Origin of the sequence: Streptomyces griseus (assembly GCF_001715295.1) — a bacterium.
Classification (GTDB): domain Bacteria; phylum Actinomycetota; class Actinomycetes; order Streptomycetales; family Streptomycetaceae; genus Streptomyces; species Streptomyces griseus_G.
On sequence record NZ_MDKB01000003.1, the window covers coordinates 343,294 to 370,274 of the forward strand.

Here is a 26,981-nt window from a genome sequence, read left to right on the forward strand (position 1 = left end):
GGGCCCGGCCGGACATCCCCGGCCGGGCCCTCGCCCGTATCCCCACCGCCCGACCCGCCCCTGCCCACTACGGACCACCACTCGCCCAGCAGGGCGCCACCCCGCCACGACCCTCCCGGCCCCCACCCAGGCCTGGCCGACCCTCGCCGCTACGGACCCCCCGCATCCCCGGCAGGCGCCGCGTCGCCGCCACCCTCCCGGCCCCACACCCAGGCCGGGCCGGCCCTCCTCGCCACGGACCCCCCGCATCCCCGGCAGGCGCCGCGTCACCACCACCCTCCCGGCCCCACACCCAGGCCGGGCCGGCCCTCCTCGCCACGGACCCCCCGCATCCCCGGCAGGCGCCGCCTCGCCGCCACCCTCCCGGCCCCACACCCAGGCCGGGCCGGCCCTCCTCGCCACGGACCCACCGCATCCCCGGCAGGCGCCGCCTCGCCGCCACCCTCCCGGCCCCACACCCAGGCCGGGCCGGCCCTTCTCGCCACGGACCCACCCCTCCCCCGCAGGCGCCGCGTCACCACGACCCTCCCGGCCTCATACCCACAGGCCGAACGCGCCCCGCTACGGACCAACACTCCCCCAGCAAGGCGCCGCGTCACCACCACCCTCCCGGGCCCGGCCGCTCCCGGAGCGACGGCAGCCGGGCCGCCCCCTTCACCGGCTCCGGGCCGCCCTTCCGGCCCCGCCGGCGCGTCCGGTGCTCGCGGCCCTGGGCGGAGCCCCGGTCAAGGGAAGGGGACGGGGCGGGACCCGCCCCCGCGACCCCGCACCCGGCCGCCCACGCTGCGGCCCGCAGCACCCGCGGCGGAACCGCAAAAGGGCCGGGCCCCGGGAAATCCCGGGGCCCGGCCCTCAGCCTGCCGACGGCTACGCGCTCAGCGAGCGCACACCGCTCAGTTGTCGTCCTCGTCGATGAGGAACCCGCGCATCGGCGAAGGCGCCTGCTGCATCGGCTGCGGAGCCTGCGGCCGCACCGGCGCCATCGGCTGCGTCATCGCGGGCGACATCTGCTGCTGTCCGCCGTAGGACGGCGCACCGCCCATCGACTGGTTGCCGCCACCCATCTGCTGGTTGCCGTGGCCACCGTGGTTGCCGCTCATGCTGTGTCCCATCGCACCCGCACCGGCCGGGGCCAGCGAGGGGGACGGCGGCAGGGAAGCGGCGGCCGGCGTGCGCGGCGGAGCCAGCGAGTCGTCCGCCTGGGTCTCCAGCTGACGCAGCTGGCTCTCCAGGTAGGACTTCAGGCGGGTCCGGTACTCGCGCTCGAAGCCACGCAGGTCCTCGACCTTGCGCTCGAGCGTCGCGCGGGCCGACTCCAGGGAGCCCATCGCCACGCGGTGCTTCTCCTGCGCGTCCCGCTCCAGGGCGTCCGCCTTGGCACGGGCGTCGCGCTCCAGACCCTCGGCACGGCTGCGTGCCTCACCCACGATCTTGTTGGCCTCGGAACGGGCCTCCGCGATCGCCTGGTCGGCGGTCTGCTGGGCGAGGGAGAGGACACGGGCGGCACTGTCGCCGCCGGGGCCCTGACCGGGCTGCTGCATCTGCGGCTGCTGCATCTGCTGCATCTGCTGCTGCGGGGCGTGACCGCCCATGGGGCCGCCCATCGGGCCACCCATGGGACCGCCCTGCATCGGGCCGGGGCCGTGGGGGCCCTGCGGACCGGGACCGTGGCCGCCCTGGGGGCCATGGCCGCTGGGGCCGGCGGGCAGCTGAGGAGCGCCTCCGGGCAGCTGGGGGGGACCCATCTGCGGGGGCTGCTGCTGCACCGGCGGACCCGATATGGCGGCGGGCACCGGTCCACCGGGCCGGTCCTGCGGCTCCGGCGGCTTGCGCATACCCTGCTGCTGCTGTTGCTGTTGCTGCTGCTGGTTCTGCGCGGCCGCGCGCGTGGCGGCGGCCAGCTTGGCGCGCAGGTCCTCGTTCTCACGGAGCAGGCGGGTCAGTTCCGATTCGACCTCGTCGAGGAAGGCATCGACCTCGTCCTCGTCATAGCCTTCTCGGAGGCGGACGGTCGTGAACTGCTTGTTCCGCACGTCCTCGGGGGTCAGCGGCATCTCTTCTTCACCTCTACGTAGTCGTCGGCAGTCGGCAGGACCGTATCGTTCACACGCTGCTCGCAAGCTTGCCCACGATGTTGAGCAGAATGTAGACGATGATCATCAGAACGAAGAAGGACAGGTCAAGTGCCACGCCCCCGAGACGCAACGGCGGTATGAACCGCCGAAGAAGCTTCAGCGGAGGATCCGTGACAGTGTAAGTGCCCTCGAGAACGATCACCATCGCCTTGCCTGGCTGCCATGAACGCGCGAACTGGAAGACGTAGTCCATGATCAGCCGGAAGATCAGCACGATGAGGAAACACATCAGCGCGATATAGACCACATCCAGTGCGACGCCCATGTCCCCGCGCTTCCCTCTCCCCTGGCTTTACGTTGCTCCGGCCTCGCGGCCGGGTCGTTCCCGGTGTCGTGTTCTCAGCTCTGGTTGAAGAATCCGCCCTCTGCGATGCGGGCCTTGTCCTCCGCCGTGACATCGACGTTAGCAGGCGACAACAGGAACACCTTCTGCGTCACGCGCTCAATGCTGCCATGGAGACCGAAGACAAGTCCTGCGGCAAAGTCGACAAGTCGCTTCGCGTCCGTGTCGTCCATCTCCGTCAGATTCATGATCACCGGAGTGCCCTCGCGGAAGTGTTCCCCGATGGTACGGGCCTCGTTGTAGGTCCTGGGGTGCAGCGTGGTGATGCGGTAGGGCTCCCGCTCGGACACGACCTTGGGCATGATCACCGGTGCGTTCTTCTCCATGTTCGGGCGTTCAGGTGTGATGGATGCCACGGGGGCGATTCGGGCGGGTCGTCCGCTTTCCGCCGGGAGCTGAACCGGTTCACGCTGTGCGGGGGGCTGCACCACTCGCACCGGTTCGTCCCGTTCCCGCTCCACCTGATGCGGGGGCTGATGCCGCCGCCGGTCCCGCTCGGGTTCCGGCTCGGGTTCGAATTCGTCATCGGGGTCGAACCCCGGACCGTCGTACCCATCGTCCTCCACGAGGCCGAGGTAGACCGCCATCTTGCGCATCGCGCCGGCCATGCTCCGAGTCCTCCGCTCTGTGGTGGATCGGCATTCGTGTCACCAAGTGCCCGAGATCCACTCCGGCCTGCCCGCCATGAGCGGGAATGACCATATTTTCTACTGTGGTCCGACTTGCTTCGCGACGTTACCCGAGCCGGGGTCGGACTCCGAGTACCGCCGTACCGACGCGTACATGTGTCGCCCCGGCCGCCACGGCGTCCTCGAGATCCGCACTCATCCCGGCGGAGACCATGTTCGCAGCCGGATGGTTCCCGCGCAGGCGGGATGAGATTTCCATCAGCCGGTCGAACGCGGCCCGTTGCCGGCCCGCATAGGGCCCCGCGAGCGGCGCGACGGTCATCAGACCACCGAGCCGGAGCCCCGGCGCCGCGTCCACCGCCGCGGCCAACTCCTCGATCGCGTCGGGTGCGACGCCTCCCCGGTCGCCGCGCTCGCCGCTCTCCGCGTCGAGGGCGACCTGGATGAGGCAGCCGAGTTCCCGCCCACCCTTCACCGCGGCCGCGGACAGCGCGGTGACGAGCTTGATCCGGTCCACCGACTGCACCACATCGGCATAACCGGTCACGGAACGAACCTTGTTCGTCTGCAACTGCCCGACGAAATGCCAGGTGAGCGACAGATCCGCACAGGCTGCGGCTTTCGGGGCCGCGTCCTGGTCACGGTTCTCCGCGACATGCCGCACACCGAGTTCGTGCAGGATCCGCACATCGCTCGCGGGGTACGTCTTGGTGACCACGATGAGGGTCACTTCCTCACGCCCGCGGCCCGCCGCAGCACAGGCGGACGCGATACGTTCCTCCACCTGCGCCAGGTTCGCCGCGAGTTGATCCTTACGATCCGTCATGTCCTACCTGTCCAACCAGACATATCCGGCGAGCCGACCTGTCGTGCGGTCGCGGCGGTACGAGAAGTGGTCGCCCGACTCCATGGTGCAGAACGGCGAACGGTGCCGCTCACGCACACCGAGCGCGTCGAGCTGTGCGTGGACTCCGGCGGTGACGTCCACGGCCGGGGTCCCCCAGGAGGTCTGCGACCAGGCCGCCGGAACGGCCCGGGCGACCTCGGCCCGCATCTCCTCCGGGACCTCGTAGCACCGTCCGCAGACGGCCGGCCCGGTACGGGCGACGATCCGTGACGGTTCGGCACCCAGGGCGATCATCGCCTCGACCGCGGCCGGCACGACACCGGCGACCAGCCCCGGCCGGCCCGCGTGGGCGGCCCCGGCGACGCCGGCCACCGGATCGGCGAGCAGGACGGGCGTGCAATCGGCGGTCAGCACCGCGAGCGGAAGCCCGCGCCGCGCCGTCACCACCGCGTCGACCGCCGGGATCTCCGCGAGGTCGCCCCACGGCCCGTCGACCACCGCCACCTCGCGCCCGTGTACCTGGTTCATCCAGACGACCGTCCGCGGGTCCAGGCCGAGGGACCGGGCCGCGCGCTCCCGGTTCGCGCCGACGGCGGCGGGGTCGTCACCGACCGCGCCGCCGAGGTTGAGCTCCTCGTACGGAACGGCGCTCACTCCGCCCCACCTGTCGGTGAAAGCGAAGTGGGCGCCGCCCGCCGAAGCCACCGCGGTCCGTACCGCGTGCCGCGGCTCTATCACTTCAAGAAATCCGGTACGTCCAGCTCTTCGGCCTGGCTGTCCTGGTAGGGACGGGCCGTCGGGACGTGCGGGGGCGGGACCGGCGGCAGCGAGCTCTCGTTCGCGGCGGGCGCCGGCTCGGCGGGCGCCGGGGGCTCCTCGCGCGGGGGCACCGAGCCCAGCGTGCTCGTCTGACGCACCGGCTCGGCGGTACGGGCCGGCGGCGCCGGCTCCTCACGCTTGCCGCTCGCCCCGAGCACGGTCTCCCGGCGGGCCGGCGGCTGGCCGCCGTCGAAGCCCGCGGCGATGACGGTGACCCGGACCTCGTCGCCCAGCGCGTCGTCGATGACCGCGCCGAAGATGATGTTGGCCTCCGGGTGGGCCGCCTCGCTCACCAGCTGGGCCGCCTCGTTGATCTCGAAGAGACCGAGGTCGCTACCGCCGGAGATGGAGAGCAGGACGCCCCGGGCGCCGTCGATGGACGCCTCCAGGAGCGGCGAGGAGATCGCCATCTCCGCGGCCGCCACCGCACGGTCGTCACCCCGGGCCGATCCGATACCCATGAGTGCCGATCCGGCCTCGGACATGACCGACTTGACGTCGGCGAAGTCGAGGTTGATCAGACCCGGGGTCGTGATGAGGTCGGTGATGCCCTGGACGCCCGAGAGCAGCACCTGGTCGGCCGACTTGAAGGCGTCCAGAACACTGACCTGGCGGTCCGAGATGGACAGCAGGCGGTCGTTGGGAATGACGATGAGGGTGTCGACCTCTTCGCGGAGCTCGGCGATGCCGTCCTCCGCCTGGTTCGCGCGCCGCCGGCCCTCGAAGGTGAACGGGCGGGTGACCACACCGATCGTCAGGGCGCCCAGCGAGCGAGCGATGTTGGCGACGACGGGTGCGCCGCCGGTGCCGGTGCCGCCGCCTTCCCCGGCGGTGACGAAGACCATGTCGGCCCCCTTGAGGACCTCCTCGATCTCCTCACGGTGGTCCTCTGCCGCCTTACGACCGACGGCCGGGTTCGCCCCGGCGCCGAGGCCACGGGTGAGTTCACGGCCGACGTCGAGCTTGACGTCGGCGTCGCTCATCAACAGTGCCTGCGCATCGGTGTTGATCGCGATGAACTCGACGCCCTTGAGGCCGACCTCGATCATTCGGTTGATGGCATTGACACCACCGCCGCCGACACCGATGACCTTGATGACTGCGAGGTAGTTCTGCGGTGCTGCCACGTCGAAGGCCTCTCGCCTCGAGTTACGTGTCGTCGCTTCGCGGTAGTCCCGCCGCGACGACGGATGCCGATTGGGACGGTCCGGACGCCGACCCAAACCCTAACCGTGAAGTTCAGGGTTACCAGTGTGTCTGCTTCTTGGACTCTTCCGAACAGGACACTAAGTCGACAAGTGGCGCACGTTCAACGAACACGCCGAACCTCCCGTTTTTCTTTTCACCCTATGTGATCACCCGTAGCGCTGACCAACCAGGGTGCTGGCCAGGGCAAACGTGCGTCAACTCGCCGACGCGGCGGGGGCGCTGGGCGCACTCACGTCGAAGTGCCCCGCTTTGGGGGACGCTTTCATGAGAGCGGTCAGAACCCGCGCCTTGACGGGCCCTTCTTCACTACTGCCCCACATAACGGTGCGATTCCGGGTCAACCGGAGAACAACGGCATCGTACGAGGTGACCTTCACGGCGTCCGTCTCCCCGGCCACCTTCTCCGGCAGGTCACCCGCGACCCGCACCGCTTCCCTCACCAGCCGGTCACTGCCGAAACGCCGCAGGCTCGCGGACCGATCCGGCGTCATCTCCAGCAGCGGCACGCGACCGGGCGCTTTGTCGACCGTGGCGAAACGCACGCCCTTCGCGTCCACTTCAATGAACTTTGCGCCCTTTTCGACCAGCAGAACCGGCGTGCGTTCGGTCACTTCGAGGGTGATTCCGTGCGGCCATGACCGTACCGCCTCCACGGAGTCGATACGGGGCAGCTTCCTGCGCAGGGCGGCCTCCATGGCGTCAAGGTCCACGGAGACCAGCGGGGACCCGACCGGGACCTCCGCAGCTGCCTTCACCTCCGCCGGAGTCAGCACCTCGGTGCCCGAGGTCGTCACCTGCTCGACCCGCAGCCAGGAGGACCCATAGAGCACCCAGACCACCCCTGCGGCGAGCAGCGCGGCGGCAACGGCGGCCAGGACCAGCCGCGTCCGGCCGCCGAGCCGGCGCCCCTCGGGGCCGATGTGCGGAGGGCGGGCCGGGGTGTCGGCCCGCCTGGCTTCGCCGCGCTGGGCGGTCGTCGGTCCGGCCACGCTCGCTCCTTCGCCGGGCCCGGGGCGCACGCCCCGGGCCCGCACCACCTCACGCCTGGCGGCGTGCGGCAATCGCCTCGTACACCATGCCGACGAGCAGGTCGTCGGCGTCCCTGCGCCCGAACTCGGCCGCGGCGCGGGACATTTCGTACAGCCGGTGCGGATCCGACAGCACCGGAAGGACGTTGCCCTGCACCCACTCGGGGGTGAGCGCCGCGTCGTCCACCAGCAGGCCGCCGCCGGCGTTGACCACCGGCTGGGCGTTGAGCCGCTGTTCGCCGTTGCCGATCGGCAACGGCACGTAGGCCGCGGGCAGCCCGACGGCGGACAGCTCGGCGACGGTCATCGCGCCCGCACGGCAGAGCATCATGTCGGCCGCCGCGTACGCGAGGTCCATCCGGTCCACGTACGGTACCGGGATGTAGGGCGGCATCCCGGGCATGTTGTCGATGCGCGGCAATTCGTTCTTGGGACCGACCACGTGGAGGATCTGGATCCCGGAGCGCTGGAGCAGCGGTGCGACCCGCTGGACGACCTCGTTGAGGTGCCGGGCGCCCTGCGAACCTCCGGAGACCAGCAGCGTCGGCAGGTTGGGGTCGAGACCGAAGGCGGCGCGCGCCTCCGGGCGGACCCGGGCCCGGTCGAGGGTGGCGATGGTCCGGCGCAGCGGGATACCGATGTAGCGGGCCCCGCGCAGCTTGCTGTCGGGGGTGGAGACGGCCACGCCGTGGGCGTACCGCGAGCCGATCTTGTTGGCGAGGCCCGGCCGGGCATTCGCCTCGTGGACGACGATGGGGACGCCCGCCCGCTTGGCGGCGAGGTAGCCGGGGAGGGCGACGTACCCCCCGAAGCCGACCACACAGTCCGCCCCGGTGCGTTCCAGGACCTGCTCCGCGGCCTTGATGGTGCCGCGCAGCCGCCCCGGGACGGTGATCAGCTCAGGGGTGGGTTTGCGCGGCAGCGGCACGGCAGGGATCAGTGCCAGCTCGTACCCCCGCTCGGGTACGAGCCTGGTCTCGAGTCCGCGTTCCGTGCCGAGGGCAGTGATTCCCACGGCCGGGTCCTGCCTGCGCAGGGCGTCTGCGAGGGCAAGCGCGGGCTCGATGTGGCCGGCGGTCCCCCCACCGGCGAGTACGACATGCACCGAAATTCACCGCTCTCCGGACGGACGCTTCGTGACGCGCCGTCTCATCGTCTTCCATCTGACCCCGGGCCTCCGCATGGCCAGGGCCGCTTTCGCCGCGGGATCGTCTCGCGCGAAGGCGATCATGAGCCCGACAGCGAACATGGTCGGCAGCAGGGCCGAACCTCCGTAGGAGAACAGCGGCAGCGGGACACCGGCGATCGGCAACAGGCCGAGCACCGCACCGATGTTGATCACGGCCTGGGCCGTGATCCAGGTGGTCACGCCTCCCGCTGCGTACCTCACGAAGGGGTCCTCCGTGCGTCCGGCCACGCGGATACCCGCATAGCCTAGAGCCGCGAAGAGGGCGAGTACCGACAGCGTCCCCGCCAGACCCAGTTCCTCCCCGGTGATGGCGAAGATGAAGTCGGTGTGAGGTTCCGGGAGTTGACCCCATTTTTCCACACTCGCACCGAGCCCGGAACCGAACCATCCGCCGGAGGCCAGGGCGTAGATTCCATGCACCGCCTGCCAGCAGGAGCCGTCGGGGCCGGGTTCGCTGACCCCCATGCAGCTGAGCCGCGACATCCGGTTCGGGCTGGTCTTGATCAGCAGGAAGGCCAGCAGGCCCGCGACGGAGAGCACGCCGGCGAAGAGCCGGGTGGGCGCGCCCACCAGCCAGAGCAGGCCGAAGAGGATCGCGGTGAGGATGATCGCCGTGCCCATGTCCCCGCCCAGCATGATCAGCCCGAGCAGCATGAAGGCGACGGGGACGAGCGGGACGAGCATGTGCTTCCACTGCGTCAGCAGCCGCTTGTCCTGTTTGCGGGCGAGCAGGTCGGCACCCCACAGGATGAGGGCGAGCTTTCCGAACTCGCTGGGCTGGAGCTGGAAGGGACCGCCGAGGTAGATCCAGTTCTGGTTGCCGTTGACCGACATCCCTATCCCCGGCACCTGAACCAGGACCATGAGGAAGACCGTGCCCATGAGCAGCGGATAGGCCAGCGCCCGGTGGAGCTTGACGGGCATCCGGGAGGCCAGCAGCATCAGCGCGGCCCCGATGACGGCGGCGAGGAACTGCTTGCGGAAGAAGTACGTACCGGGTTTGGCGAGCTCCAGCGCCTTGATCATCGAGGCGGAGTAGACCATCACGAGGCCGAGCACGGTGATCAGCAGGCTGGAGCCGAGGATCACGTAGTACGCCGTCAGAGGGCGGTCCCAGGCCCGCCGCGCCTGCTCGTACATCCGTCGCGCCCCCGCGCCGCGGGGCGGCCGGGGAGCCGGCGCCGGGCGGTGGCCGCCCCGAGGGGCGGCGGGGCGGCGGGGGCCCGTGGCGGGCCGGCTCCGCAGGAGGTGCCCCGCGGGCAGCCCGGAGCCCGTCGGCAGCGCACCGGCGAGCCGGCCCGGGGTGAACGCCCTGCTGATCGCCGCGGTCGCCCGCGAGGGCGCCGCTCCGCGTGCGGATGGGCTCTCGTCGGCCGGCATTGTCGCTGTCCCCTCCACTGCTCGTGCCCGGGGGCTGTCACCCGGGCCCGGGGCGGTGCCGCCGGTGCCCGGGTCCCCCGGGGGAGTACGGCGCCCCGGCCGTGCCGTCAGGCGCTCTCGTCGGCGAGCCGGCGCACCGCGTCAGCGAACGCCTCGCCCCGCTTGTTGTAGTTGGCGAACATGTCCATCGAGGCGCAGGCGGGGGCCAGGAGTACGGTGTCGCCCGGCCGTGCCAGCCGTGCCGCTTCCCGGACCGCCCCGGACATCGCCCCAGTGTCGGTCCGGTCGAGGTCGACCACGGGTACCTCGGGGGCGTGTCGCGCCAGGGCTTCGCGGATCAGGGCCCGGTCGGCGCCGATCAGCACGACGCCCCTGAGCCGCTTCGCCGCCCCGGTCACGAGCTCGTCGAAGGTGGCGCCCTTGGCGAGGCCGCCGGCGATCCAGACGACGCTGTCGTAGGCCGCGAGGGAGGCCTCGGCGGCATGGGTGTTGGTGGCCTTGGAGTCGTCGATGTACGTGACCCCGCCGGTCTCCGCGACATGCTCGATGCGGTGGGCGTCCGGGCGGAAGGCCCGCAGCCCGTCCCGGACGGCCGCCGGCGGGACGCCGAAGGCGCGTGCCAGGGCCGCCGCCGCCAGGGCGTTGGCGATGTTGTGGGGGGCGGGCGGGTTCACGTCGCCGACCTCGGCGAGCTCCTGGGCCTGCTTGTGCCGGCCGGCCACGAAGGCCCGGTCGACGAGGATGCCGTCGACCACACCGAGTTGCGAGGGGCCCGGCGTACCGAGGGTGAAGCCGATGGCCCGGCAGCCCTCCACGACGTCGGCCTCGCGGACGAGGTCCTCGGTGGCGCCGTCCTGGACGTTGTAGACGCAGGCGACGCTGTTGCCCTCGTAGATCCGGCCCTTGTCGGCCGCGTACCCGGCCATGGAACCGTGCCAGTCGAGGTGGTCGGGGGCCAGGTTGAGGACGGCGGCGGAATGGGCGCGCAGGGAGGGCGCCCAGTGCAGCTGGTAGCTGGAGAGCTCGACGGCGAGCACGTCGTACGGCTCGTCGCCGAGCACCGCGTCCAGCAGGGAGACCCCGATGTTGCCGACCGCTGCCGTGCGCAGGCCGGCCGCTTCGAGGATCGAGGCGAGCATCCGTACGGTCGTGGTCTTGCCGTTGGTCCCGGTGACCGCGAGCCAGGGTGCCGCCCCGGGGCCCCGCAGCCGCCAGGCGAGTTCGACGTCGCCCCAGACGGGGACGCCGGCCTCGGCGGCTGCGAGGAAGAGCGGCTTGTCCGGCTTCCAGCCGGGGGCCGTGACGATGAGCTCGGTGGACTCGGGCAGGGTCGCCCCGTCGCCGAGGCGCACGGTGATTCCGCCCTTGCCGGAGGCGCTGTGCGCCGCGGCCCACTCCTCCAGCTCGGCGGCCTGGGCGCGGGCGCGCTCGCCGTCGCCGTCGTCGACGACGGTGACGAGGGCCCCGCGCTCGTGCAGGGCGCGGGCGGCCGGGATACCGCTGACGCCGAGGCCGGCGACCGTGACGTGCTTGCCCTGCCAGTCCACTGTGCTCACTTCTTGGCTGCCCATCCCGCGTAGAAGAGGCCGAGGCCGACGATGACGCACATGCCCTGGATGATCCAGAAGCGGACCACCACAAGGACCTCGGACCACCCCTTGAGTTCGAAGTGGTGCTGGAGCGGCGCCATCCGGAAGACCCGCTTGCCGGTCATCTTGAAGGAGCCGACCTGGATGACCACGGACATGGTGATCATCACGAAGAGGCCGCCGAGGAGCGCGAGCAGGAACTCCGTACGGGAGCAGATCGCGAGGCCTGCGAGCGCGCCACCGAGGGCGAGGGAACCCGTGTCACCCATGAAGATCTTGGCGGGTGAGGTGTTCCACCACAGGAAGCCGAAGCAGGCACCCATCAACGCCGAGGCGACGACCGCCAGGTCGAGTGGATCGCGTACCTCGAAGCACGCCTGAGGGTTGGTCAGCGTGGTGGCGTTGGCGCAGGATTCCTGGAACTGCCACAGCCCGATGAAGGTGTAGGCGCCGAAGACCATCACCGAGGCGCCGGTCGCGAGGCCGTCCAGACCGTCCGTCAGGTTCACGCCGTTGGACATGGCCAGAATCATGAACAGCGCCCAGACGCAGAAGAGCACCGGTCCGATCGACCAGCCGAAGTCTTCGACGAAGGAGAGCCGGGTGGAGGCCGGGGTGTTGCCCCGGGCGTCCGCGAACTGCAGCGAGAGCACGGCGAAGGCGATGCCGACGATCAGCTGGCCGGCCATCTTGGCCTTCGCCCGCAGGCCCAGCGAGCGCTGCTTGACGATCTTGATGTAGTCGTCGAGGAAGCCGACGAGACCCATGCCCGCCATGAGGAAGAGGACCAGGACACCGGAGAAGCGCATCTCCTCGCCGGTGATCACCTTCGCCAGGACGTACGCGATGAGGGTCGCCAGGATGAAGGCGATACCACCCATCGTGGGCGTGCCCTGCTTGCTGCCGTGGGTACGCGGGCCGTCGTCCCGGATGAACTGCCCGTAGCCCTTGCGGGCCAGAAGTTTGATCAGCAGCGGGGTGCCGACCAGCGTCAGGAAGAGCCCTATGGCCCCCGCGAAGAGGATCTGCCTCATCGGACGGCGACCTCGCCCTCGGTCGTCTCCAGCAGTGCCAGGGCGACCTTCTCCAGGCCGACCGACCGGGACGCCTTCACCAGCACGACGTCTCCCGGGCGCAGTTCACTGCGCAACAGGTCGACGGCCGCCTGTGCGTCGGACACGTGCACCGACTCCTCACCCCACGAACCCTCGTTATATGCGCCCAGTTGCAGCCAGGAGGCTTCTCTTCCCCCGACAGCGACGAGCTTGCTGACGTTGAGCCGGACGGCGAGCCGTCCGACCGCGTCGTGCTCGGCGAGCGACGCGTCGCCGAGCTCGGCCATCTGACCGAGCACCGCCCACGTGCGTCCCCCCTCTGCCCGTGAGGCCTTGCCCATGGCGGCCAGCGCACGCAGCGCGGCTCGCATGGATTCGGGGTTCGCGTTGTAGGCGTCATTGACGACCGTCACACCGTCCGGACGCTCGGTGACCTCCATGCGCCAGCGGGAGAGGGTGCCCGCCCCGGAGAGCGCATCGGCGATCTCGGTCACGGACATGCCCAACTCATGGGCGACGGCGGCCGCGGCGAGCGCGTTCGACACGTGATGCTCACCGTACAGGCGCAAGGTCACGTCGCTGCACCCGGTGGGTGTCCGGAGCGCGAAAGCGGGGCGTCCGTCGTCCGTGAGCCGGACGTTCTCTCCCCGTACGTCCGCATCCGGGGCCTCCCCGAAGAGGGTCACCCGGGCCTTTGTGCGGGACGCCATCGCCCGCACCAGCGGGTCGTCGGCGTTGAGTACGGCGACGCCGTCCTCCGGGAGGACCTCCACGAGCTCGCCCTTGGCCTGGGCGATGGCCTCGCGGCTGCCGAACTCGCCGAGGTGGGCGCTGCCCACGTTCAGGACCAGCCCGATCCGTGGCGGGGTGAGCTCGGCGAGGTAGTGGATGTGCCCGATGCCCCGCGCACCCATCTCGAGCACGAGGTGCCGGGTCTCGGGGGTGGCGCTCAGCGCGGTGAGCGGCAGGCCGATCTCGTTGTTGAGGGACCCTGGGGTCCACACGGTGGGGGCCTTGCGCTCCAGCAGTTGCGCGATCAGGTCCTTGGTGGAGGTCTTGCCCGCCGAACCGGTGAGCGCGACGACGGTGGTGCCGAGGCGCTCGACCACGTTCCGGGCGAGGGTGCCGAGCGCCGACACGACGTCGTCGACGACGATCGCCGGCACGCCGACGGGGCGGGCGGCGAGTACCGCCGCCGCGCCCGCCTCGACGGCACGCCGCGCGAAGTCGTGGCCGTCGGCCCGCTCACCCGCGAACGCGGCGAACAGGGAGCCCTGCCGCACCTCCCGGGAGTCGATGACGACGGGTCCGGTGACGAGGACGGACAGGTCCGGTGTGTCGTGCGGCTGCCCGCCGACGATGTCGGCGATCTCGGCGAGGGAAAGGGCGATCACTTGGTCATCCCTGACTGTTGTTCTCGTGGGTGTGTACGCGGTCGTCGGGGGCGTGCACGGCGCTCGTACGCCCCGAGGCGCGCTCGATGGCCTCACGCAGGACCTTGCGGTCGTCGAAGGGACGGACCACTCCGTGGATGTCCTGGCCCTGCTCGTGGCCCTTTCCGGCCACCAGCACGGTGTCGCCGGGCTCTGCGCGGGCGACGGCCGCGGCGATGGCCGCGGCCCGGTCCGCGTCGACGAGCACGTCGCCGCGCTCGTGGACGGGCACCTCGGCGGCTCCCGAGAGCATGGCGGCGAGGATCGCCAGGGGGTCTTCGGAGCGGGGGTTGTCCGAGGTCAGTACGGCGGTGTCGGCGAGGCGGGCCGCGGCGGCGCCCATCGGGCCGCGCTTCGTCGTGTCGCGGTCGCCGCCGCAGCCGAGCACGATGTGCACCCGGCCCTCGGTGACCTTCCGCAGGGAGCGCAGGACGGACTCGACGGCGTCCGTCTTGTGCGCGTAGTCGACGACCGCCAGGTACGGCTGTCCGGCGTCGACGCGTTCCAGCCGGCCGGGGACCCCTGGAACGGCGGCGACACCGTCGGCGGCGGTCTGCGGGTCGACGCCGGCGGCGGCCAGCGTCACGATCGCGGCGAGGGTGTTGGCGACGTTGAAGGGACCGGGCAGCGGCGCCCTGGCGGCGATCCGCTCGCCTCCCGGGCCGACCGCGGTGAAGGTGCTGTCCTGCGGGCCCACTTCGACGTCCTCGGCCCGCCAGTCGGCGTCCGGATGGCCCTCCGCGGAGAAGGTGACGACCGGGACGGTCGCCTCCGTGACCAGCCTGCGGCCGTAGGCGTCGTCGAAGTTGAGTACACCGAGCCTGCTGCGCCGCGGGGTGAACAGCTGGGCCTTGGCCTGGAAGTAGTCCTCCATCCCGGAGTGGAACTCCATGTGCTCCGGGCTGAGGTTGTTGAAGACGGCGACGTCGAAGACGCAGCCGTCGACCCGGCCCAGTACGAGCGCGTGGCTGGAGACCTCCATGGCCACCGCCTCGACACCGCGCTCGCGCATGACCGCGAACAGAGCCTGCAGGTCGGTCGCTTCGGGGGTGGTGCGCTCCGACTTGATGCGCTCGTCCCCGATACGCATCTCGACCGTGCCGATCAGGCCGGTGCTGCGGCCGGCGCCGCGCAGGCCGCCCTCGACGAGGTAGGCCGTGGTGGTCTTGCCGGACGTCCCGGTGATGCCGATCTGCAGGAGATCGGCACCCGGACGGCCGTAGATCTCGGCGGCGAGGTCGCCCATCCGGCCGCGCGGGTCGTCGGCGACCAGGACCGGGAGGCCGGTGGCCGCCGCGCGCTCGGCGCCCGCCGGGTCGGTGAGGATCGCCGCCGCACCGAGGCCGGCGGCCTGGGCGGCGAAGTCCGCTCCGTGCAGGCGGGCCCCGGGCAGGGCCGCGTACACGTCCCCCGGGCGCACGGCCCGCGAGTCGTGGGTGATGCCGGTGACCTCCCCGGATGCCTGCGGTCCGGCTCCCAGCCGGGCTGCCAGCTCTCCGAGGGAGGTCGGCCGGAGCCGGTCCGGTCGGGGCGCTCCCGGATAGGTCACGGGCGCGTCCTTCTGAGTGGTTTGGAACTGATCAGCGTGGGGCACGGCGGTGAGCGTACCGGGCGGACCCGGCCTCCCGCGAAGCGAGGGGCCGGGGTCGCGGTACTTCTCGTTCCGGTTCCCTGGATCGGGGGTGATCGTCGTCACTGCGCATCTACCGCGTCACTCGCCCGGCTCGAAGGACACCGGCAGCCGGGCGGGAGCGGTGCCGGAGGGAGCGGTCTGGAGGGTCTTGAGGGCGAACTCCATGACCTTCTTGTAGATCGGACCGCAGATCTGGCCGCCGAAATAGCTCCCCTCGGTCGGGTTCTGGATGGCGCAGTAGACGGCGATCTGAGGATCGTCCGCGGGTGCGAAGCCCGCGAAGGACGCGGTGTAGCCCTTGTAGACACCGCGCACGGGGTCGACGCGGTTGGCGGTGCCGGTCTTGCCCGCGACCCGGTAGCCGTCGATGTGCGCCTTGGTCCCGGTGCCCTCCTGGTCGTCCACCACGGACTCCAGCATCCTCGCCAGGGTCCTGGCGGTCTTCTCGCTGACCACCCGGGTCTTCTCAGGGGGTTCGGCCGCGGTGTAGCGGCCGTCGCCGTCCTTGGTACCGCGCACCAGGGTCGGCGCGATCCGGACGCCTCCGTTGGCGATGGTCTGGTAGACGGACGCGGCCTGCATGGCGTTGAGCGAGAGCCCCTGGCCGAAGGGGATCGTGTACTGCTGCGAGGTCGACCAGTCCTTCGGTGCGGCGAGGATGCCGGGCGTCTCCCCCGGGTAGCCGAGCCCCGTGGGGCTGCCGATCCCGAACTTGCGCAGGTAGGAGTGGAGCACCTTGTTGGCCTCGGCCTGGTTCCTGCCGAGCTGGCCGGTGGCCAGGATGGTGCCGATGTTGCTCGACTTGGCGAGGACGCCGTTGAGCGTGAGGTACCAGGTGGGGTGGTCGATGTCGTCCCGGAACAGCCGGTCGCCGCGGTGCAGCCGGTTGGGGACGGTGACGTGCGTACCGGGCGTCGCGACCCCCTCCTCCAGCACGGCGGCCATCGACATGACCTTGCTGGTGGAGCCGGGCTCGTACACGTCCTGGAGCGCCGCGTTGCCGAGGGCCGCCCCGTCCACCTGCGAGAGGTCGTTCGGGTCGTAGCCGGGGGCGTTGGCCATGGCCAGCACCTCGCCGGTTCTCGTGTTCTGGACCACCACGTAGCCGCGGTCCGCCCGGGAGTTCTTCACCTGGTCGGCGATCGCCCGCTGGGCCGCCCACTGGATGTCCCGGTCGATGGTCAGTTCGACGTCGGTGCCGGCGACGGCCGGGATCTCCTTCGAGCCGGCGGTCGGTACGGGGCGGCCGCCGGCCTGGGCGTACCGGATCGTGCCGTCCTCGCCCTCCAGCCGGTCGTTCAGCTGGGCCTCCAGGCCGCCGCCGCCCTTGCCCTCGGCGTTGACGAAGCCCAGTATTCCGGCGGCGAGGTCACCGTTCGGGTAGACCCGCTTGGTGGTGGGCTCCTGCAGGACCCCGGCCAGTACGTTGGCGCCCCGGCCCCCGGCGGCCAGATCCTCGGCCGCCTTCTCGGCGAAGACGGACTTGAGGTCCTTGATCTGCTTCCAGACCTGCGGGGTCTGCCGCCTCGCCAGCACGGTGTACCGGCTCTTGGGCGTCGAGAGCTTCTTCGCCAGGTCCACGGCGTCCTTGCCGAGGATCGGCGCGAGCAGGGCCGCCGCCTGCTGCGGGGCGTCCGGCGCCTTGCTCTCCTCGGGTGTGAACAGCTTCGGATCTGCCGTGATGTCGTGGGCGTCGACGCTGGTGGCCAGGGCGATGCCGCTGCGGTCGGTGATCTCGCCGCGCTCGGCGGCGATCGTGTACTCGAGGTAGCGGTTCTTGTCCGCCTTGGCCGCGTAGGCGCTGGCGTCGACGGCCTGCACCTGGAGGAGCCGGACGACGAACGCCAGCATGACGAGGGTCAGGCAGAGGCCGACGAGGCGCAGCCTCGGGCGTGGGTTGCCCAGCCGGATGGATCGCCGGGGGCCGCCTCCCGCCGCCCCGGCCCGCGGCCGCCGCGTCCCCGGGCGGGAGGGCCGCCGCGGCTCGGGGCGGGAGGCGGTCCGGGGGCGTCCGGCGCCGCCTGCCGCGTTACGGGGGCGGGCGGGGCCGGGCACGCGGCGGCGCGGCGGTTCCTTGGACGGCACTTCGTCACCTGCCGGGGCTCGTCGGGGGCGGGGCGGGGAAGGTCGTGGCAGGCGGCGCTCCGGAGGCGGCCGGCGGGACGGCGGGGGCGGTGGGCGAGGCCGCCGCCCCGGCGGATCCGGCCGTGACCGGCTCGCTCGCCATCGGTGAGGGCGTGGTCAGGGGGGACGGCGCGCCGGTTGCCCGCTCGGGTACGCCCCGCACGGTGCCGTCCGGATTCAGGAAGGCGGGGTTGCCGCCGGGCACCATGCCGAGTTCGCGGGCACGCCGCTCCAGCGCGTCCGGCTCGGAGTAGCCGTCGACGTCGCGCTGCAGGGCCTGCTGCTCGTCGGTGAGTTCGGTGGTCTGCTTCTTCAGCCTGCTCAGCCTGAACGACCCTTCGTTCAGGGCGGAGTTCAACAGGAGGAGCGAGATCAGGCCACCTGCCAGGAGCAGTACGACCAGCAGGACGAAGGGAGTGCGGGCCGCGGTGCTCGGCCCCGACGGCATCAGCCGGACGAGCCGCACGGCCCGCCCCTTCCTCTGCCCGGCCGTCCCGGTCACCGCCGCGCCCCCGCCCTCCGGTGTGTCCGGATCACCCGTCGGCGCGCGCTCATCGCTCCTCCTCGCGGATCCGCTCGGCGCCGCGCAGCCGGGCGGGGGCGGCCCGCCGGTTCTCGGCGACCTCCTCCTCGGTGGGCAGTTCGGCGCCGCGGGTCAGCAGTTTCAGCCGGGGCTGGTAGCGCTCGGGGACGACCGGCAGTCCGGGGGGCGCCGTGTTGGCGGCGCCGGCCGCGAAGACCTGCTTGACCAGGCGGTCCTCGAGCGAGTGGTACGACAGGACGGCGATCCGTCCCCCGACGGCCAGGCTCCCGACCGCCGCCGGAACGGCACGCTCCAGGACGGTGAGTTCACCGTTGACCTCGATGCGCAGGGCCTGGAAGGTGCGCTTGGCCGGGTTGCCGCCGGTGCGCTTGGCGGCCTGCGGCAGGGAGTCCCGGATCAGCTCGACGAGCCGGGCGCTGTTGCTGAAGGGCTCCTTCTCGCGTTCGCGCACGATGGCGGAGACGATCCGCTTGGCCTGCTTCTCCTCGCCGTACGCGCGCAGGATCCGTACGAGCTCGCCCGGCGGGTAGGTGTTGAGTACCTCGGCGGCGCCTATGCCGGTCGTCTGGTCCATGCGCATGTCGAGCGGGGCGTCCTGGGCGTAGGCGAAACCGCGGTCCGCCTCGTCCAGTTGCATGGAGGAGACTCCCAGGTCGAACAGGATGCCCTGGACCTTGGGAATTCCCAGCCGGTCGAGCACCTCGGGCAGCTCGTCGTAGACGGCGTGCACCAGGGTGGCCCGGTCCCCGTACGGCGCGAGGCGCTCACCGGAGAGCCGCAGCGCCTCCTTGTCGCGGTCCAGCGCGACCAGGCGCGCGGCGGGGAAGGCGGCGAGCAGTGCCTCGCTGTGGCCGCCGAGTCCGAGGGTGCAGTCCACGACCACGGGCGGCTGCGGTCCTGGCGCCTCCAGAGCCGGGGCCAACAGGTCCAGGCACCGCTGGAGCATCACCGGGACGTGTCGGGTCTGGCTCAATGCGCCCTCTCAGGCTCAGTCCCGTGGGGCCGCACCTGCGGTCCGGTCCCCGCCCGCTCGGAAGGGGAGGCCCGCCGCCGCCGGGGAAGGGGCGTCGGCCGACCGGCGAGCGGGAGAGGGCCGGGCCGCAGGTGCGCCGCACCTCACGGGAATTCGAAACATGCAAAAATATGCAGAATGTACAGGCGTGTCGATAACTTCCCGTCACTTTAGTCCACCCTGCCATTCGATCGATTCCCGATCAACGAAGCGGGCTGCGCGTCGCCCGCCCCGGCGGGGCGGAACGCTCACCGGGCCGGGCGGGGTTCGGTGAGCCTTGTGGATTACCTCACAACACGCCACGTTGACGTTCTTCGTCCCCTCCCCAGCACGCCGGACACATCTGTGAGCGACAGCGTCGTATCCATGTCGACTTCCGCACAGACCTCCGCCGACACCGACGTCTCCCCCGGCGCCGGCACGGTCACCGACCGGCTCGTCCAGGCCAACGCCCGTTACGCGGACCGGTTCGGCGAGCCCGGCATGGACGCCCGGCCGGTACTCGACGTCGCCGTGGTGGCCTGCATGGACGCCCGCCTGGACCTTCACGCCGCGCTCGGCCTGGAACTCGGCGACTGCCACACCATCCGCAACGCGGGCGGCGTGGTCACCGACGACGTCATCCGGTCGCTCACCATCAGCCGGCGGGCCCTCGGTACCCGCAGCGTCATCCTCATCCACCACACCAACTGCGGCCTCGAGAGCATCACCGAGGAGTTCCGGCAGGAACTGGAGCACGAGGTCGGACAGCATCCGGTCCGGGCGGTCGAGGCGTACACGGACGCCGCCCAGGACGTCCGGCAGTCGATGCAGCGCGTACGGACCTCGCCGTTCCTCCTGCACACGGACGACGTGCGCGGATTCGTCTTCGACGTGACGACCGGCCTGCTGCGCGAAATTCTCCCCGCCTCCTGAGGTTGCACCCCCGGCCCATACCGACTTACGGCCCACACCCGGCATATCGCCCCTACTTGTCCACAGGCGAGTGACACGAAGCGGCAACGCCAACAAGAATGCGGGTGTGACATCTCCCCGGGTCCTCCGGGGAGGGTCCGTACGCGGGGCGGGCCGGGCGGTTTCGTCGTCGGCCCGTGCACGAGGGGCCGAGGAGGGCCGGGTGACGACCTATGACGATCGAGCGAGCCTCACGGATCTGACCACCACGGTGGAGCAGGTGCGCAGATCGGTGGAGAGTGTGATCGAGGGCAAGCCCGAGGTCGTACGGCTGTCGCTGACCGTCCTGCTCGCCGAGGGGCACCTCCTCATCGAGGATGTGCCGGGGGTCGGCAAGACGATGCTGGCCAAGGCCCTGGCCCGGTCCATCGACTGCTCGGTGCGCCGCATCCAGTTCACACCCGACCTGCTGCCCTCGGACATCACGGGCGTGTCGATCTTCGATCAGCAGCGCCGGGACTTCGAGTTCAAGCCCGGCGCGATCTTCGCCCAGATCGTGATCGGCGACGAGATCAACCGCGCGTCCCCCAAGACCCAGTCGGCCTTGCTGGAGTCGATGGAGGAGCGCCAGGTCACCCTCGACGGCCAGACCTACGAACTGCCCGACCCGTTCATGGTCGTGGCCACCCAGAACCCGGTGGAGATGGAGGGCACGTATCCGCTGCCCGAAGCGCAGCGGGACCGTTTCATGGCGCGGGTGTCGATCGGCTACCCGAGCGCGGAGGCCGAGTTCAGGATGCTCGACGTGCACGGCGGCCTCTCCCCGCTGGACGACCTCCGGCCGGTGGCGCATGCGCACGACATCGTGAAGCTGATCGACACGGTGCGCACGGTGCACGTGGCCGATGCCGTGCGGCGGTACGCGGTGGAGCTGGTCGGGGCCACCCGCCACCATCCGGATCTCCGACTCGGGGCCTCGCCGCGTGCGACCCTGCACCTGCTGCGGGCGGCGAAGGCCTCGGCCGCCCTCGCGGGGCGTGACTACGCCCTGCCGGACGACGTGCAGGCGCTCGCGGTCGCGGTGCTCGCCCACCGCCTGCTGCCGACGGCTCAGGCGCAGCTCAACCGCCGTACCGCTGAGCAGGTCGTCCTGGACATCCTGCAGCGCACGCCCGTACCGACCTCCGGTACCGCGGCCGCCCCGGTGCATCCGCAGCACCTGCCCGGCAGCCCGGTGTACGGCCGGCAGCCCGGCGCCCGGCGGCTGTGATGGCGGCCGGTGCGCCCGGCCCCGTGGACAGCGGCGACGCGAAGGGCAGCCTCCGCTCGGTTGTGCGGGGCCTGACGACACGGGGGCGTTCCTTCTTCGCCGCCGGTGTGGCCGCCGCGGTCTGTGCCTATGTGCTGGGCCAGGGTGATCTGCTGCGGATCGGGCTGCTGCTGGCGGTGCTGCCCCTGGTCTGTGTGGTCGTGCTCCACCGCACCCGTTACCGGGTCGCCGGCAGCCGGTGGCTCTCACCGGCGCGGGTGCCGGCGGGCTCGGAGGCGCGGGTCCACCTCCGGGTGGACAACGTCTCCCGGATGCCCACGGGGCTGCTGATGCTCCAGGACCGGGTGCCGTACGTCCTGGGGTCCCGGCCCAGGTTCGTGCTGGACCGGGTGGAGGCGGGCGGCAGTCGCGAGGTCTCCTACCGGGTCCGGTCCGATCTGCGCGGGCGCTATCCCCTCGGGCCGCTGCAGTTGCGGCTGAGCGATCCGTTCGGCATGTGCGAGCTGACCCGTTCCTTCAGCGCGCACGACACGCTCGTCGTCCTCCCCCGCACGGAGCCGCTTCCGGCGCTGCGGCCGGCGGGCGAGTCCGCCGGATACGGCGACGGCAGACAGCGGTCGCTCGCCCTGGCGGGCGAGGACGACATCATTCCGCGCGGGTACCGCCACGGCGACGACCTGCGGCGGGTCCACTGGCGCTCCACCGCGCGCTACGGCGAGCTGATGGTGCGCCGGGAGGAGCAGCCGCAGCGGGCCAGGTGCACGGTGCTGCTGGACACCCGGCGGATCGCCTATCAGGGCGCCGGGCCGGGCTCCGCCTTCGAGTGGGCGGTCTCCGGGGCCGCCTCCGCGCTCGTGCACATGCTGGAGCGCGGCTTCGCCGTGCGTCTGCTGACGGACGACGGCAGGGCCGTACCGGGCGAGAGCTCCGACGGCTTCTCGGGGGCGAGCCAGGAGTCCGCCGAGGCGGCGGGCCTGATGATGGACAGCCTGGCGGTGGTCGACCACTCCGACGGAGGTGGTCTCTCCCGGGCGTACGACGTCCTGCGGGGGAACACCCAGGGGTTGCTGATCGCGTTCTTCGGCGATCTGGACGAGGAGCAGACGGCGGTGGCGGCCCGGATGCGGCAGCGCAGCGGTGCCGCCGTCGCCTTCGTACTGGACAGCTCCGCGTGGGTGCGCGGCGGGGAAGCGACAGCCGCCGCGCCGGCCGCCGACCGGTTGCGGCTCCTGCGTGAGGCGGGCTGGACCGCGGTGGCGGTGCCGCCCGGGGTGGAGCTCGCCCGGTTGTGGCAGCAGGCGGGCGAGGGCCCCGCAGACACACACTCCGGCACGGCGACGGGGTTCTCCGGAGGATGGTCATGAGCGCGCGTACGCGGCTGGCGCTGTGCGCCTTCGTGGCGACGATGACGGCGGCCGTCGCACTGGTGCCCCTGGTCGAGACGTCCACGTGGATCCTGCGGGCCGGGTTCCTGCTGGCGGTGCAGGGCGGCGTGGGGGCGCTGGCCCGCCGGGTCTCACCGGCACGGATCCTCACCGTCTCGTCGCAGGTGGTGGTCACCCTGGTCCTGCTGACCGTGGCGTTCGCCCGGGAACACGCCGTGGTGGGCCTGGTGCCCGGCCCTCAGGCTGTCCGGGCACTCGCGGAGCTGCTCACGGCGGGCTCCGACGACGTCAGCAGGTACGCCACTCCGGCGCCCGCGACGGACGGCATCCAGCTGATGCTGATCGGCGGAGTGCTGCTGATAGGGCTCGCCGTGGACGCCCTCGCCGTGACCTTCCGTACCGCGGCACCGGCCGGCCTGCCGCTGCTCGCGCTCTACTCGGTCGCTGCCGGGCTCTCCGACGGCGGGGCGGGCCGGCTCACTTTCCTGCTCGCGGCGAGTGGTTATCTGCTCCTTCTGCTGGCCGAGAGCCGGGACCGGCTCTCGGCGTGGGGGAAGGTCTTCAGCGGGGTCTCCCGGTCGTCGGGTGGGCTGGCCTCGGGACTGGAGAGTCCGTCGGCTGCGTCCCGGGCCCCGGTCCGCACCGGCCGCCGGATCGGCGCCGTGACACTGGGGATCGCGCTGGTGGTTCCCGCCGCGCTTCCCACTCTGGACGGCGGGCTGCTGGGCGGCCGGGGCGGCGGCACGGGCAAGGGCAGCGGCGGCGGCACGATCTCCGCGGTCAACCCGCTGGTCTCGCTGCAGAACAACCTGAACCAGCCGGAGAACCGGGAGGTGCTGTCGTACCGAACCGACGCCGGCGATCCGCAGGACTTCTATCTGCGCATCCTGGCCCTCGACCAGTTCGACGGGAACGAGTGGCGGCCCTCGACCCGGCGGCTGAAGGACGTGCCCGACAGACTGCCGCAGCCGGCGGGCCTGGGGACGGACGTCGCCGTCACCGAGATCCGGACCGCCGTCTCCGCCTCGCCGTCGTACCAGCAGACGTATCTGCCGCTCCCCTACCCGGCGAGCGAGGTGGACGTCGACGGCCGCTGGAGGTACGAGCCCGAGGGGCGGACCCTGGTCGGGGACGGCGGCCAGACGACCGGCGGCGCCCGGTACGAGGTCAGCAGCCTGGTGGTGGAGCCGACGGCCGAGCAGCTCGCCGGGGCGAGGGCGCCGAGTGCGGAGCTGACGCGTGAGTACACCCGGGTTCCCGGTTCGCTGCCGGGCGTGGTCGAGGAGACCGCCGAGCGGGTGACGCGGGGCGCGGCCGACGACTACGGGCGGGCGGTGAAACTGCAGGACTGGTTCGCGTCCGGGGGCGGCTTCCGCTACGACACGACGGTGACGTCCGGGACGGGTGTGTCGGCGATCGAGCGCTTCCTCAAGGACAGGGAAGGCTTCTGCGTCCACTTCTCGTTCACGATGGCCGCCATGGCGAGGACGCTGGGTATCCCGGCCCGGGTCGCGGTGGGCTTCACCCCCGGCACGGTCCAGGCGGACGGCTCCGTCTCGGTCGGGCTGCGGGACGCGCACGCCTGGCCCGAGCTGTACTTCGAGGGGGTCGGCTGGACCCGCTTCGAGCCCACGCCGTCCCGGGGCACCACCCCCGCGTACACCCGTCCCGACGTACCCGCGCAGGGCGGCCCGAGCAGTCCGGCCGAGGTGTCGGAGGGGGCCTCCGCGGCGCCCACGTCGGCACCGTCCACGTCGGAGACCTGCCCCGCGCAGATGCGGCGGCAGGGTGAGTGCGGTGCGTCGGAGGCACCCGGAGCGGTGGACCCCACGGATCACGGGACGCCCGCGGGCACCGTCGCGCTGTGGACGCTCGGTGCCCTCCTGGTCCTCGCGTTCCCCTTGTCGCCGATGCTCTGGCGCCTGCGGATCCGCGCGCGGCGGCTGGGCTCGTCGGGAGGCCGTACGCCCGCGGACGTGACGTCCCGGGTGATGGCCGCCTGGCGGGAGGTCACCGACACGGCCTGGGACCACGGCATCGCACCGGACGAGGCGCAGACGCCCAGGAAGGCGGCGGCCCGTGTCGTGCGGCTGGGCCGGCTCGACGACACGGCGGCGGCCGCGGTCCACCGGGTGGCGGGGGCGGTCGAGCAGGTGCTCTACGCCCCCGAGCCGCGAGCGGTCACCGGGACGGCGGAGGACGTGTCGGCCGTACGTGAGGGGCTGCGGGCCTCGGCCGGGCGGCTGGACCGGCTCCGGGCGACCTTCGCCCCACGTTCGGCCGTTCGGGTGATATGGGCCCTGTCCGAGCACCGCGCGGCGCTCGCCCGCCGGTGGGCACGGCGGCCGGGCCGCGACCGCTGGGCCGCGCTCCTGCGCCGCCCCTCTCGTCAGCAGGGCTGAGACCGCTCCCCGGGCCCCGCGCCCGGTCCGCACGGCTCGGGCGCGGGGCCCCGGGCCCGGACCGGCACGGTCCGAACGGGGCACGGCCCAGGCGTGCCAGTCCGGAGCCCGACGCCTCAGGGCCACTGGGCGGCAGGGGCGAGTCCCGTGCCCGCCCACGCCGACGGACGTGGCGCACGCCGGGGCGGAAGCGGGGAGGAGGCGGCTCCGGCAGGGGAGGAGGCGGCTCCGGCAGGGGCGGAGGCGGCTCCGGCCTGAAGCCGGGCGGCGGGCTCAGGGCGGTACTGCGCCGCGCGGAACGCGAGGCGGTGTGACGGCATGCGTGAGGGGCGGTCGCCGGGAAGGCGACCGCCCCTCACGTGGAAGGTCCGGCGTCACGCTGTCGGTGTGCGCGCTCCACGGCCAGGGCCGGGGGCCGCCCGGCGCCGGCCGGGGCTCGGCACGCTCACTGACCTTGTTCGTCGCGGCGGCGCTGCCACCGCTGCTCGATCCGGTTCATCATCGACCGGCCTTGCCTGGGATGTCGGCGTTCGCCTCCGCCCCCGCTCCCTGCCGGCTGCTGCTCACCAGGCTTGGGCGCCTTGCGCCACCCGGTGACCGCCAGCACAGCACAGCCCAGCATGACGAGGAACCCCACCACGCTGATCCAGATCTGCTGGGCGACCATTCCGGCCATGAGGAGCGCGATACCCACCAGAAAGCCGACCACCGCCTGGTAGACCCGTCGCCGGGTGTACCTGCGCAGCCCGCTTCCCTCAAGCGCTGTCGCGAACTTGGGATCTTCGGCGTACAGCGCTCGCTCCATCTGCTCGAGCATGCGCTGCTCGTGCTCCGAGAGCGGCACGGAGTCCTCCTCGTCGTCGGCCGCGGGGGGCGGCCGGGGATGCGGCCCTTCCAGGATAGGCAGGGATTCACCCCCGTGAAACCTGCCCTCTAGCCCTAGCCAGTCCGGACCGCCACGACGGCTCGGCTGCTGAGGCGTAGATTCCCCGACCTCCGATCCGTCATGCCGGATGGTTTCACCCGATCATACGGGGCCCGCGCCCCGATCGGGTGCTCCGAGCTGTACTCCGTCTGCAGCTGCGTTGCTGATCAGCCGCGCCCCGGTCACTCCGGGATGCGCACCGGCGACCCCTCCGCCCGGCTCAGGCGCGCTTCTCGCCCAGAACGTGCAGCTGGGTCGCCACCGAGTGGAAGGACGGCAGTTCGGCGACGGCCGCTTCCAGCCTCAGGAGGGCCTCCATGGCTCCGGGCTCGGTGTCCACCAGTGCGCCCGGCACGAGATCGGCGAAGACCCGCACGCCGTGCACCGCGCCGACGTCGACACCTGCGGCGGAGACCAGGCCGGTCAGCTGCTCCGCGGTGAACCTGCGGGGCACCGGGTCGCCTTCACCCCAGCGTCCCGCCGGGTCGGTGAGCGCCTGCCGGGCCTCGGTGAAGTGCCCGGCGAGCGCCCGCGCCAGGACGGCGCCGCCGAGCCCCGCGCCGAGAAGGCTGAGGGCGCCGGACGGCCGGAGCGCGTCGACCGCGTTCCGTACGCCCTCGGCGGGGTCGTCCACGTACTCCAGGACCCCGTGGCACAGGACCGCGTCGTATCCCGCGCGGTCCGTCACCTCGAACAGGCCGAGGATGTCGCCCTGGACACCCCTGACCCGGTCGGCGACGCCCGCTTCGGCCGCGCGGCGCTCCAGGGCGAACAGGGCGTTCGGGCTGGGGTCCACGACGGTGACCCGGTGGCCGAGCCGTGCGACGGGCACCGCGAAGTTTCCGGTGCCGCCGCCGGTGTCGAGTACGTCCAGGACCTCCCTGCCGGTCGCCTTGACCCGGCGCTCGAGAGCGTCCCTGAGGACCTCCCAGACCACAGCGGTACGGAGGGAGGCGCGGGGGCGCAGCTGGTCCGACACGGCAGTTGACTCCTCGGCACGGTGCCGCCACGGACGGCGGAGCGTGAACGGTGCAGGTGGTACGGGTGCTCTCCACCCTATTGCCTCACGCCGCCGCACCGGTCACCCGCGTACGGTCACCTGCCGCGGGCTGGCCGGGGACCGCAGGGTTCGGCCG

General features: G+C 72.0%; 22 protein-coding genes. 4 read left to right on the forward strand and 18 right to left on the reverse strand.

Going from position 1 to position 26,981, the window contains the following annotated elements; genetic code table 11:
• Positions 1–893: 893 nt before the first annotated feature.
• The 16 genes from BA175_RS17780 to rsmH all read right to left on the reverse strand — a co-directional run bounded on the left by BA175_RS17780 (position 894) and on the right by rsmH (position 18,930).
• The gene (locus tag BA175_RS17780; RefSeq protein ID WP_069172416.1) at positions 894–2,054 is read right to left on the reverse strand and encodes a DivIVA domain-containing protein; all 1,161 of its coding nucleotides are present in this window, start codon (positions 2,052–2,054) and stop codon (positions 894–896) included.
• Between the two features lie 49 nt (positions 2,055–2,103).
• Complete coding sequence (locus tag BA175_RS17785; protein WP_069172417.1) at positions 2,104–2,400, reverse strand: YggT family protein; 297 nt, start codon at positions 2,398–2,400, stop codon at positions 2,104–2,106.
• A 74-nt stretch (positions 2,401–2,474) separates the two neighbouring features.
• Complete coding sequence (locus tag BA175_RS17790) at positions 2,475–3,086, reverse strand: cell division protein SepF (protein WP_069172418.1); 612 nt, start codon at positions 3,084–3,086, stop codon at positions 2,475–2,477.
• A gap of 127 nt (positions 3,087–3,213) precedes the next feature.
• Positions 3,214–3,933, reverse strand: coding sequence for a YggS family pyridoxal phosphate-dependent enzyme (locus tag BA175_RS17795; protein ID WP_069172419.1), 720 nt, complete (start codon positions 3,931–3,933; stop codon positions 3,214–3,216).
• Positions 3,934–3,936: 3 nt separating this feature from the next.
• Complete coding sequence (gene pgeF / locus BA175_RS17800; RefSeq protein WP_079159660.1) at positions 3,937–4,692, reverse strand: peptidoglycan editing factor PgeF; 756 nt, start codon at positions 4,690–4,692, stop codon at positions 3,937–3,939.
• Positions 4,689–5,900, reverse strand: coding sequence for a cell division protein FtsZ (gene ftsZ, locus BA175_RS17805; RefSeq protein WP_069172421.1), 1,212 nt, complete (start codon positions 5,898–5,900; stop codon positions 4,689–4,691). Before ftsZ ends, pgeF begins: the two co-directional genes overlap by 4 nt.
• Before the next feature lie 276 nt (positions 5,901–6,176).
• Positions 6,177–6,971 carry a cell division protein FtsQ/DivIB gene (locus tag BA175_RS17810; protein ID WP_069172422.1) on the reverse strand — a complete coding sequence of 265 codons (795 nt, stop codon included), beginning with the start codon at positions 6,969–6,971 and terminating at the stop codon, positions 6,177–6,179.
• A 49-nt stretch (positions 6,972–7,020) separates the two neighbouring features.
• Positions 7,021–8,115 carry an undecaprenyldiphospho-muramoylpentapeptide beta-N-acetylglucosaminyltransferase gene (murG, locus tag BA175_RS17815; RefSeq protein WP_069172423.1) on the reverse strand — a complete coding sequence of 365 codons (1,095 nt, stop codon included), beginning with the start codon at positions 8,113–8,115 and terminating at the stop codon, positions 7,021–7,023.
• 6 nt (positions 8,116–8,121) lie between these two features.
• The gene (gene ftsW, locus BA175_RS17820) at positions 8,122–9,579 is read right to left on the reverse strand and encodes a putative lipid II flippase FtsW (protein ID WP_254667909.1); all 1,458 of its coding nucleotides are present in this window, start codon (positions 9,577–9,579) and stop codon (positions 8,122–8,124) included.
• A 107-nt stretch (positions 9,580–9,686) separates the two neighbouring features.
• A complete protein-coding gene (murD, locus tag BA175_RS17825; RefSeq protein WP_069172424.1) occupies positions 9,687–11,150 on the reverse strand; it encodes a UDP-N-acetylmuramoyl-L-alanine--D-glutamate ligase in 1,464 nt (487 codons plus the stop codon).
• Positions 11,132–12,202, reverse strand: coding sequence for a phospho-N-acetylmuramoyl-pentapeptide-transferase (mraY, locus tag BA175_RS17830; RefSeq protein ID WP_069172425.1), 1,071 nt, complete (start codon positions 12,200–12,202; stop codon positions 11,132–11,134). Before mraY ends, murD begins: the two co-directional genes overlap by 19 nt.
• Positions 12,199–13,617, reverse strand: coding sequence for a UDP-N-acetylmuramoyl-tripeptide--D-alanyl-D-alanine ligase (locus BA175_RS17835; protein WP_069172426.1), 1,419 nt, complete (start codon positions 13,615–13,617; stop codon positions 12,199–12,201). Before BA175_RS17835 ends, mraY begins: the two co-directional genes overlap by 4 nt.
• A gap of 4 nt (positions 13,618–13,621) precedes the next feature.
• On the reverse strand, positions 13,622–15,352 hold the full coding sequence (locus BA175_RS17840; protein ID WP_069172427.1) for a UDP-N-acetylmuramoyl-L-alanyl-D-glutamate--2,6-diaminopimelate ligase: 1,731 nt from the start codon (positions 15,350–15,352) through the stop codon (positions 13,622–13,624).
• A gap of 15 nt (positions 15,353–15,367) precedes the next feature.
• Positions 15,368–17,374: a peptidoglycan D,D-transpeptidase FtsI family protein gene (locus tag BA175_RS17845; RefSeq protein WP_069172428.1), complete on the reverse strand. Its 2,007-nt coding sequence runs from the start codon at positions 17,372–17,374 to the stop codon at positions 15,368–15,370.
• Between the two features lie 4 nt (positions 17,375–17,378).
• Entirely contained in the window at positions 17,379–17,915 is a 537-nt protein-coding gene (locus tag BA175_RS17850) for a septum formation initiator family protein (protein WP_069172429.1), read from the reverse strand.
• Between the two features lie 49 nt (positions 17,916–17,964).
• Positions 17,965–18,930, reverse strand: a complete 966-nt coding sequence (gene rsmH, locus BA175_RS17855) for a 16S rRNA (cytosine(1402)-N(4))-methyltransferase RsmH (RefSeq protein ID WP_069172430.1) — start codon at positions 18,928–18,930, stop codon at positions 17,965–17,967.
• A 405-nt stretch (positions 18,931–19,335) separates the two neighbouring features.
• Between rsmH and BA175_RS17860 the strand changes: the two genes are divergently transcribed.
• The 4 genes from BA175_RS17860 (at position 19,336) to BA175_RS17875 (ending at position 24,920) form a co-directional block, all read left to right on the forward strand.
• On the forward strand, positions 19,336–19,884 hold the full coding sequence (locus BA175_RS17860) for a beta-class carbonic anhydrase (protein ID WP_069172431.1): 549 nt from the start codon (positions 19,336–19,338) through the stop codon (positions 19,882–19,884).
• 202 nt (positions 19,885–20,086) lie between these two features.
• A complete protein-coding gene (locus BA175_RS17865; RefSeq protein ID WP_069172432.1) occupies positions 20,087–21,133 on the forward strand; it encodes an AAA family ATPase in 1,047 nt (348 codons plus the stop codon).
• Positions 21,133–22,497 (forward strand): DUF58 domain-containing protein, encoded by a 1,365-nt coding sequence (locus BA175_RS17870; protein ID WP_069172433.1) that lies wholly within the window; start codon positions 21,133–21,135, stop codon positions 22,495–22,497. Before BA175_RS17865 ends, BA175_RS17870 begins: the two co-directional genes overlap by 1 nt.
• The gene (locus tag BA175_RS17875; protein ID WP_069172434.1) at positions 22,494–24,920 is read left to right on the forward strand and encodes a transglutaminase TgpA family protein; all 2,427 of its coding nucleotides are present in this window, start codon (positions 22,494–22,496) and stop codon (positions 24,918–24,920) included. The genes BA175_RS17870 and BA175_RS17875 overlap by 4 nt, the downstream gene beginning before the upstream one ends.
• Positions 24,921–25,365: 445 nt before the next feature.
• On the opposite strand, the gene BA175_RS17880 is transcribed toward BA175_RS17875, so the two are convergent.
• Together BA175_RS17880 and BA175_RS17885 are read right to left on the reverse strand one after the other, a co-directional pair.
• On the reverse strand, positions 25,366–25,764 hold the full coding sequence (locus BA175_RS17880; protein ID WP_069172435.1) for a DUF3040 domain-containing protein: 399 nt from the start codon (positions 25,762–25,764) through the stop codon (positions 25,366–25,368).
• A gap of 301 nt (positions 25,765–26,065) precedes the next feature.
• Positions 26,066–26,824, reverse strand: a complete 759-nt coding sequence (locus tag BA175_RS17885; RefSeq protein WP_069172436.1) for a class I SAM-dependent methyltransferase — start codon at positions 26,822–26,824, stop codon at positions 26,066–26,068.
• Positions 26,825–26,981: the final 157 nt, after the last annotated feature.